The sequence below is a fragment of the Aquabacterium sp. genome (assembly GCF_004297345.1).
Classification (GTDB): Bacteria; Pseudomonadota; Gammaproteobacteria; order Burkholderiales; family Burkholderiaceae_C; genus Aquabacterium.
Map to the genome: position 1 here is coordinate 1 of NZ_SCTN01000178.1, position 9,343 is coordinate 9,343.

General features: G+C 62.8%; 8 protein-coding genes, 1 other RNA gene and 1 pseudogene. 6 read left to right on the forward strand and 4 right to left on the reverse strand.

Translation table 11 applies throughout. The features are described 5' to 3' along the window. The 4 genes and pseudogenes from EPO09_RS06015 to ruvC all read left to right on the forward strand — a co-directional run. Positions 1-323 (forward strand): annotated as a pseudogene (locus tag EPO09_RS06015) (cytochrome-c peroxidase); the annotation flags it as partial. A 187-nt stretch (positions 324-510) separates the two neighbouring features. After that, on the forward strand, positions 511-1,791 hold the full coding sequence (locus EPO09_RS06020; RefSeq protein WP_290641195.1) for a metallophosphoesterase: 1,281 nt from the start codon (positions 511-513) through the stop codon (positions 1,789-1,791). 26 nt (positions 1,792-1,817) lie between these two features. Next, on the forward strand, positions 1,818-2,453 hold the full coding sequence (locus EPO09_RS06025; RefSeq protein WP_290641198.1) for a PEP-CTERM sorting domain-containing protein: 636 nt from the start codon (positions 1,818-1,820) through the stop codon (positions 2,451-2,453). 68 nt (positions 2,454-2,521) lie between these two features. Next, positions 2,522-3,076 carry a crossover junction endodeoxyribonuclease RuvC gene (gene ruvC / locus EPO09_RS06030; RefSeq protein WP_290641200.1) on the forward strand — a complete coding sequence of 185 codons (555 nt, stop codon included), beginning with the start codon at positions 2,522-2,524 and terminating at the stop codon, positions 3,074-3,076. Between the two features lie 9 nt (positions 3,077-3,085). Here the strand turns inward: ruvC and EPO09_RS06035 are convergent, their stop codons facing one another. The 3 genes from EPO09_RS06035 to dsbD all read right to left on the reverse strand — a co-directional run bounded on the left by EPO09_RS06035 (position 3,086) and on the right by dsbD (position 6,497). Then, positions 3,086-4,381 carry a carbonic anhydrase gene (locus EPO09_RS06035; RefSeq protein WP_290641201.1) on the reverse strand — a complete coding sequence of 432 codons (1,296 nt, stop codon included), beginning with the start codon at positions 4,379-4,381 and terminating at the stop codon, positions 3,086-3,088. 74 nt (positions 4,382-4,455) lie between these two features. Next, positions 4,456-4,782: RNase P RNA component class A (gene rnpB / locus EPO09_RS06040), an RNA gene on the reverse strand. A gap of 38 nt (positions 4,783-4,820) precedes the next feature. Further along, complete coding sequence (gene dsbD, locus EPO09_RS06045; protein ID WP_290641202.1) at positions 4,821-6,497, reverse strand: protein-disulfide reductase DsbD; 1,677 nt, start codon at positions 6,495-6,497, stop codon at positions 4,821-4,823. Positions 6,498-6,575: 78 nt separating this feature from the next. On the opposite strand from dsbD, the gene cysK reads away from it, so the two are divergent. Continuing rightward, complete coding sequence (gene cysK, locus EPO09_RS06050; protein WP_290641204.1) at positions 6,576-7,493, forward strand: cysteine synthase A; 918 nt, start codon at positions 6,576-6,578, stop codon at positions 7,491-7,493. A 34-nt stretch (positions 7,494-7,527) separates the two neighbouring features. Next, positions 7,528-8,370, forward strand: coding sequence for a potassium channel family protein (locus EPO09_RS06055; protein ID WP_290641207.1), 843 nt, complete (start codon positions 7,528-7,530; stop codon positions 8,368-8,370). A 9-nt stretch (positions 8,371-8,379) separates the two neighbouring features. On the opposite strand, the gene EPO09_RS06060 is transcribed toward EPO09_RS06055, so the two are convergent. After that, on the reverse strand, positions 8,380-9,343 hold a 964-nt coding region (locus tag EPO09_RS06060; RefSeq protein WP_290641209.1), incomplete at its 5' end, for an IPT/TIG domain-containing protein.

Here is a 9,343-nt window from a genome sequence, read left to right on the forward strand (position 1 = left end):
GCAACGTGGCACTCAGGCAGTCCTACTTCCACAACGGCGTCTTCCACTCCCTGAAGCAGGTGCTGGACTTCTACGTGACGCGCGACATCCATCCCGAGCGTTGGTACGGCAAAGACCAGCGCGGCCATGTCATCGTCTACGACGATCTGCCACCAGCCTACCGCGCCAACGTCAACCAGGACGCGCCCTTCAAGCCCTTGCCCAACGGCCAACCGCGCCTCAATGAACGGGAGATTCGCGATCTGGAAGCCTTCCTGCGCACGCTGACGGATGGTTATGTGCCACCGCCCGTCAAGTTGCTGATGCGCACAGCCTCACGTTGAAGCGCCATCAAGCAGAACGCCCGAATGACCACACGCTGTGCCATCGCAACGTCACACATGATGCGCATGCTATCGGGCGGTCCGCAGTCTGTGGCTGATGTTGCCCGAGACCTTCTCTTGCATGATGTGCAAGGCGCATGACAGCAGCAGGCAGTACAGCTTCATCCCCTTTTATTCAAAGCCCATCATGACCCCATCCCTGATCAAGCTCACCGCCATGTGCGCAGCCGTGTCGGCCGTTGCACTGTCTTCCGTGGCACAAGCCCAGACCACCGACCCCGTGGTGCTGACCTTCTCGACCGTGGGCGATTCGCGCCAGGATCCATCCAAGGTGGATTCGACCCAGAAGCCCATGAGCCAGCAGGATTACAACTGGCTGCAAAACAGCAAGGCCTGGTCGCGCCTGATGCGTGAGATCAGCAGCAAGAAAGCCAATGTGCTGTTCTTCAACGGCGACATGATCATGGGCTACGGCAACGCCGATGTGTCCACCGTCTCGACCAACAGCGTGGCCGGTGTCGTGAACTCGGATCTGGTGCGCTACTACACCCAGTCGGCCTTCTGGCGCGGCATGGTCGCCCCCTTGATCGAGAACGGCACTTACGTGGTGCCCGTGGCTGGCAACCATGAAGTGCAATGCCGCAGCGGTGCCGTCACCACCGGCACAGGCATCGTGGCCTCCATCACCAGCAACACAGCCTGGGGCAACATCACCTGCAAGGACGTGAACGGCAACGCCGCCACTGGCAAGCTGGGCATGAAGACCAACGAAGATGCCTGGCGCGCCAACTACGGTGACCTGATCATCGACTCGGCCCGCATGAACGCTGTGCTGCCCGCAGGCCAGACGGTCGCCAACATCAGCGCCACAGCCCCTGGCGCCGCTGACGGCCTGAGCACCGACCAGAGCAAGCTGAGCTACAGCTTCGACGTGGGCAACAACCACTTCGCCATCATCAACACCGACCCCGCTGGCGCCGATTCAACCGCCCCAGCCAACTGGCTGAGCGCCGACTTTGCTGCAGCCCAGGCCCGTGGTGCCCAGCACTTCTTCGTGTTCGGTCACAAGCCTGCCTACACCTACTTCTACAACAGCAGCGCCACTGCTGGCGGCCTGGATGCCAACGCGGCAGGCACGGCCAACCGTGATGCTTTCTGGAGCACCATCGAGTCCTACGGCGCCACTTACTTCTGCGGTCACGAGCACACCTACAACATGTCGCAGCCCGTGATCAAGAACACGGACGGCACCACCCGCACCAGCTCGGCCTATCAAGTGCTGGTCGGTTCTGGCGGCTCGCCGTTTGACGCTGCGACCCTGGCTGCCGGCGAACCCGTGACAGACCGCTACTACGCCTTCGCCAATGTGCGCGTGTTCCAGAGCGGCAAGGTGCAGATCGATGCCTACGGCTTCAGCGACACCTATGGCCCCACCAAGCTGCTGCAAAGCGTGACCCTGGCCCATTGATCGGCTGATCATCACAAGGAAGCACCATGAACACCAAGATGATTCGCCAGACGCTGGCTGTGGCCGCCGCAGCCGCCATCGCCCTGCCCCTGCAGGCGCACGCCTATGACGTCGTCAACAGCAACACCCCAGTCAATGGCCTGATCCTGTCCAACACCATCGACAGCAGCAATTCGATGGCCGAGAAGTTTTCGGTCTCTGCTGCCACACAGATCGACAGCGTGCTGGCCTATGTGCTGTCCAACGACGTCGCAGGCGACACCGGCAAAACCTTCAGCATCGCGCTGTACGCCGACTATGGCAACCTGCCCGCCTTGAATCTGGGACAGTTGTTCCAGGCCACGGCCACCTATGCCGCAGACGGCTGGAATGGCGTCACGGGCCTGAACTGGACGCTCAATGCCGGTAGCTACTGGCTGGCTCTGGAGGCGAGTGCAGACAGCAACAGCGCCACCTACCTGCAAGCGCCTAACGGTGCGCTGCCTGTGGCCCAGGCCGTGGCCTATTACGCAGGCGGCCCGAGCTACGTTGGCACCAGCTTGTCGGAGTCCTTCGGCCTGCACGTCACCGCCGTCACACCCGCCGTGCCCGAGCCTGGCAGCCTGATGCTGATGTTGACCAGCCTGGGTATCCTGGGGCTGACCACACGTCGTCGCCGCTGATCCCTTCGGTCAAGGCAGGTTAGAGTGCGTACCTTGTACGTGGCTCAACCTGCCTTTTCCATTTCAACGTGATCATCCTCGGCATCGACCCCGGTCTGCAGACCACTGGCTTTGGCGTCATCGAATCCGATGGCCCGCGCCTGCATTACGTGGCCAGCGGCACCATCAAGACCAAAGAAGCGGCGCAAGGTGATCTGCCTACACGGCTGAAGCTGATCTTCGAAGGTGTGCGTGAAGTGGTGGGCCGCTATGAACCTCAGCAGGCTTCGGTCGAAATCGTGTTCGTGAACGTGAACCCGCAATCCACGCTGCTGCTCGGCCAGGCGCGCGGCGCGGCCATCGCGGGCTTGCTGTCCACGCCCGCATCCCCTTCGGTTGCGGAGTACACCGCCTTGCAGATGAAGAAGGCGGTCGTGGGCCACGGTCACGCAGCCAAGGCGCAGATCCGGCACATGGTGATGCGCCTGCTGGACCTGCCACGCGAGCCGCATAACGACGCCGCCGACGCCCTGGGCCTGGCCATCTGCCATGCGCACGCAGGGCATGCGATGGCCCAGATGGCCAAAGCCACGGACCTGGCTCGACGCACACACGCCCAGATCAAGGGCGGGCGCGTTTACTGAAGCACCCGCTTACTGGCCATCCTTGATCAAGCGCCCGGAAGCCGATTGCACGGGGCGAGCGTTCATCGGATAGAGCTTGGAAAAGACGCCGATCTGCTCGCGCGACATGCCAGCAGGCTGCTTCATCACCATCCACAACACGCCTTCAGAGCAAGGCGGCGTGGTGAGCGAGCCCATATAGGTGTAGTACTGGCGCTGCTCGGGCAGCAACTGACTCAGATCGATCTGGCTCATGGCGCCTTGCTCGGAATTCTTCTCCAGCGGCAGGTTGTTCCAGACTTGTTGCACCACAGGGTGGGCCTTGCCCTGGTCCATCAGCACGGCCACCACGGCCAACTTGCCATCCATGTCCTTGTGCACCAGGTGCGCCACCATTTCATATTGGCGGCCATTGATGCGCTCTTCGCTGGGGCGATGGAAGTGAAACTGGATCAATTCATAGCGATGGCCCATCACCGTGATGCCATTACCGGGCTCCACATTGACCTGCACCGTGTGGCCGTTGTCGATCACGCGGAAGTTGGAGGGGCGGTAGTCGAACTGGATCGGGTCCAGTTGAACGGGGATGCCCTCGCGGATGTCGATGGGGCTTTGGCGCTTGCCCAACATGCATTGCTGGAACTCGGGCTTGAGGCGGCCCCAGCTTTCAGGGCCGGTGTCACCGCTGTAGGCCCAGTGCACATCGTGGCCATTGGGATTGGGGCTGTGCGCCTCACCACCAGGCTTGCCGCCAGGGCCTGCATGGGGATCCTGCGGCAGCAACGCACCATGGGCATCGTTGGAGGCCACCGCTTCGGACGCAGCGCCATGAGCGCCCGCAGCCGATCTAGCCTTGGTCACCGGCTTGGGTCGCAACCGCACGACCGGTGCCGGCTCGCGCTTGGTGCGCACTTCGGCGATTTTCTGGTCGATCAGATCGCGCAACTCGGCCATGGACACGTTCGAACGTGCGTCCGACGCACTCTCGCTGCGTGCGCTGGGCTCCTTGCGTGACTCACGTCCTTCCCCTCGCCCCTCACTACCCCGCCCCTCACTCTTGCGCGAAGACTCGGCCCTGGGTTCGGAGGCACGCTCATCGGACCGCCCCTCTGCGCGGCGCCCGCCTTCACGGCCTTCGGCACTCTGTGCCTCCGCTTTCAGATTGGGTTTGAGCGACGGCCTGATGCTGGCCTCTTTGGCATCCCCGCTTTCGGCGGGTGCTTCCCCGTGGCCATGTCCATCCGCCGCATAGGCGCCCAGGACCAGGGCCATGCTGGCTGCCAGGGTGAAGACTTTGGCCAAACGTAAACGCAACGCATCCATCATGATCGACTCTCCGCAATACGACGGAGATTTCGGCCAGTAAAACGCCGAACTTGAATGCGTGCGATGTGAAAAAAGTGTGAAGTCAGCCGATAGGCCGGATTCTGTGCAGCCCCGTGTCTCGCGACGCTGAGCTGTGACCGCCATTCCTCTGGGCCGCCTGTCGCCAGAACGGCTCGATGCCACCTACCCGCACACTCCCCGGGACAGGTCAACGTGTGCCTATTTGGTGTTGCTGCGCGTAGAGATTGCCCGTTTCACCCGGACTTAACCGGCTCGTCTCTGTTGCTCTGATCCTCACCTTACGGTGGAGAGGTGTTACCTCCTACGCTACCCTGTGCAGTCCGGACCTTCCTCCAGTGCGGCCTTTCGGCGATTGCACCAGCGGCGGTCTGGCTGACTTCACGGGCGCGATTATCCCCCCAATATCGAGCGAACGGGGTCAAAAACCAGCTTGCTGCAGGCTGCGCAGGAAATCCTGCGGCTTCTGGAAGCCCACCACCTGGGCCGCGGTGCGCTCCTGGCCTTGCGCATCAAAGAAGATGATGCCGGGCGGGCCGAACAGCTTGAATCGCTGGAGCAAGGCGCGATCGTCTGCCGAATTGACCGTCACGTTCGCCTGCAGGACCACCGCACCGCTCAAGCGAGCCTGCACCTGCGGATCAGAGAAGGTTTCGTGCTCCATTTCCAGGCAGGAGGTGCACCAATCGGCATAAAAATCCAGCATCACCGGTTTGCCATGGGCCTTTGCCTGGGCCAACGCGGCATCCAGCTCGGCCACGGTGCGCACGCGCTCGAAAGGCAACACGCTGCGATGTGCCGAGGTAGCCGGCGCCACACCCGCCAGCGATTGCAGATAAGGCCAGGCGGGGCGCGCCACCCACACGGCCATACCCAGCATCAACACACCGAACAAGGCCTTGACGGCTTTCATCCAGGGCCCGGTTCGCGGCAACAAACTGCCAGCAGACAGCCCGACAAGCAGCAAGGGCACGCTCATGCCCCAGGCCATGGCATACAACGCCGTGCCGCCCAGCACCACATCATGCGTCTGGCTGATGTACAGCAGCGCCCCCGCCAGCGGCGCCGACACGCAGGGGCTGACCACCAGCGCCGACACCACGCCCATCACAAACACGCTGATGAACTTGCCACCCGGCAACTTGCTGGAACCCGCCCCCAACCAGCTTTGCACGGAAGCAGGCAACTGCAACTCGTACAGGCCGAACATGGACAAGGCCAACAAGACCATCAAGGCGGCAAAAGCCAGTACCACCCAAGGATGCTGCAGATAGGCGGACAAGCCCTGCCCCAGCAAGCCGGCCGCCACCCCCAGCGCCGTGTAGACCAGCGCCATGCCTTGCGAGTAACTGAGCGCCAGTGCGAAACCACGGCCGCGGCTCACGTGCTCCTTCTGCCCCACGATGATGGACGACAGAATAGGCACCATGGGCAGCACGCAGGGCGTCAGAGACAGCAGGACGCCAGCCAGCAGGAAGACGGGCACCACGGTCCACCATTGCCCCGAAGCCAGGGCCCGGCTGATACCACCATCATCCGACTGCGCCGAAGCAGGTTGCTCGGTCTTGTCCGATGCGCCAGCGGATCCCGTTGCCACAGCGCCAGAAGTCGAGCCCACCGCCAGGATTTGGCCGTGCTCATTCAGCTTCAACAGCACCCGTTTTTTCTGGGGCGGATAACAAAGCCCGGCATCTGCGCAGCCTTGATACACCACCGTCAATTCATGCTCGCCGTGCAGGCTCTCAGGCACCGAGACCGTCCCGGAGACATCGCCGTGATAGACCTCCAGCACCTTGTCAAAAGTCGGATCGTGCTTGGATTGGCCGGGGGGCAGATCCCATTTCAACGAGATAGGCGATGCCCCGGAACCCGCATCCAGACGGGCCTCCAGGCGTTCGCGGTACAGGTACACGCCACGCGCCAGGGTGAAATCAACCAGCAAGGTATGGGGCCCGGCCTGACTCACCTGCGCCTGAAACGCCTTCTCGGGCGGCAGGAAGGTTTGCGCCTGCAATGGCCCCATCAAGAGCATCAGGAACATGCCCTGGATCACACACAAGATGCGCCAAGGCGCGACAATCCACTTGATCTGATTCATGACCGACATTCTGCCCGGCCTGGGCTTATCCTGTCTGGTCTGCACATTGTTCGCCCCGATCACGCTCAGGAGTCCCACATGAAAGCCAACAACATCCTCGAAACCATCGGCAAGACCCCTCACGTGCGCATGAACCGACTGTTCGGCACCGGCCCGGAGGTGTGGATCAAGGCCGAGCGCGCCAACCCCGGCGGCTCCATCAAGGACCGCATCGCCCTGGCCATGGTGGAAGAGGCTGAACGCAGCGGCGCCCTCAAGCCAGGCGGCACCATCATCGAGCCGACCTCCGGCAACACCGGCGTGGGCTTGGCCATGGTCGCGGCCGTCAAGGGCTATCGCCTGATCCTGGTCATGCCAGACAGCATGTCCATCGAACGCCGCCGCCTGATGCTGGCTTACGGCGCCAGCTTTGATCTGACGCCGCGCGAAAAAGGCATGAAGGGTGCGATTGCCCGAGCCCAGGAACTGGCCGCCGAAACCCCTCTGTCCTGGATCCCTCAGCAGTTCGAAAACCCGGCCAACATCACCGTGCATGAGCAAACCACCGCTCAGGAAATCCTGGCCGACTTCCCCGATGGCTTGGATGCCTTGATCACCGGCGTGGGAACGGGTGGCCACCTCAGCGGCTGCGCCAAGGTGCTCAAGGCAGCCTGGCCCAATCTGAAGGTGTTTGCCGTCGAGCCCAAGGCCTCGCCCGTGATCTCCGGCGGCCAACCCGCCCCGCACCCCATCCAGGGCATTGGCGCCGGCTTCATCCCCGCCAACCTGAAAACCGAGCTGCTGGACGGCGTGATCCAGGTTGACGCAGAAGACGCGCGTGAATTCGGCCGCCGCGCCGCCAGTGAAGAAGGCATGCTGGTAGGGATTTCCTCAGGCGCCACGCTCGCGGCCATCGCCCAGAAGCTGCCAGACTTGCCTTATGGCGCACGCGTGCTGGGCTTTTGCTACGACACCGGTGAGCGCTACCTGTCCGTTGAAGGATTCCTGCCGGCCTGACGCAGGCACCTTGCCTCGCCCCCTTTCGCCATCCATGCCCACCAAACGCCGCAACTTCCTGGATTCGTCCTCATCGCCCTGGCCCATGCTGATCGCCCTGATCGCCAGCGTGCCGGCTTTCTATGACTCGATGATGCCCACCCCGGCCACCTGGGCCACCTGGATGTACGTGGTCAGTGGGGTGGTGGTGCTGTTCTCGGCGTGGCGCGTGCAGCGAATGGTGGAAGGGCGAACCCGATCACCGAACAGCGGCAAGACGCGCCCCTGGGGGCACCACCCGCTGGAACTCAAGCTGGACTGGTTCCTGGGCGTGGCCTTGCTGCTCAACGCGGTACTGCCGCAAAGCAATGAATCCGAGCCCTCTCTGATCTGGCGCTTGGTCATCGCGGTGTTGATGCTCTACCGTCTGCTCAAGATCAGCCTGCCGCTGTTCACGGAAACAGGCCTGGCCCGCTTGCTGGCCATGGGCGCCACGGTGCTGGCATTGTGCGGCATCGGCTTTTACTGGCTGGACCCGGAGGTCAACTCTCTGCACGACGGTTTGTGGCTGGCCTTCTCGACCGCTGCGACCGTGGGCTATGGCGACATCGTGCCCAGCAGCACGGCATCGCGCATCTTCTCGGTCTTCGTGGTGCTGTTGGGCTATGGGCTGCTGTCCCTGGTCACGGCCAGCATCGCTGCCATGTTCGTGGGTTCACAGGAACGCAAAGTGGAGCGCGAGATCCTGCACGACATGCACATGCAGCTCAAGGAAGTGCGGCATGAAATCGCCGAACTGCGCCAAAGCATCGAGGCCGCCAGGCGCGAATACCCGGCGGCCTCCTCGTCGGCAACGCCAACCAGTCGCCCGGTGCCGCATGACACCGAGCATCACTGATTCAATCCTTCACTTCACGGTGATCGTGCCGCTCTTGGACGAGCCGCCCACACCTTGCACCGTCACATCCAGCGTACCTGCAGGCAACACGGGTGTCACCGCCGTGATCTTGGTTGAGGACGCCACCGTGTAGCTGGCAGCTGGCACGCCACCGAAAGTCACGTCGCGGGCGTTGTTGAAGTTGGTGCCGTAAATGGTGATGGTCTTGCCACCGGCCACCACCGTGCTGGATGGCCATACGCTGCTCACCGTGGCAGGTGACACAGCCGTACCGGCAATGGTCACGGACACGATCGTGGTTGGTGGGTTGGGCACATCACAATCCACACGACGCGAGTCCAGCACCTGACCTGCGTTGTTCTTCAACTGCACAACCGCACCAGTGCGCCCCACATACAAGGCGGTGTCCGAGCCAGTCGACAAGGCCTTGAACGGGCCGATGGACAGGTCACTGTCGGCGGGGAAGCGCACGACCGCATCCTGGCCATGCGACACAGCCGTTTCAGAACCAGTGATCGTGCCCTTGGCTGCCATGTTCACCATGACGGGGGCCGTGTTCGTGGAAGAGAACTCCAGCAGGTCCACATAGGCCGAGGCACGCGTGGCAGCAGGCACCTGGTTGAGCAACTCATCCACCACGGGCGCGGGCAGCACGATGCGGCCATAGCCGGTGCCAGCATTGAACACCTCGCCTGGCGCATACAGCACGGGCGCCACGCCATTGAAGGTGCCGTCCACCTGGCGACGGCCCAGTCCCTGCACGTTACACGACAGCGGGAAACGCAGGCTGCCTGTCTGCGTGTTCATCGGCGTATCCAGGTCTTCCGTCCGGATATTGGTGTGGGGTGCCGAGACCTCGTCACTGTGCTGACCGGAAATCGTCATGCCCAAGGCAATGACCGCCGGGCTGGGTGCCTTGCAGTTCACGCCCAGGTCCCAGAGGATGGACTTGCCGGATGCCGTCTTCAGCTTG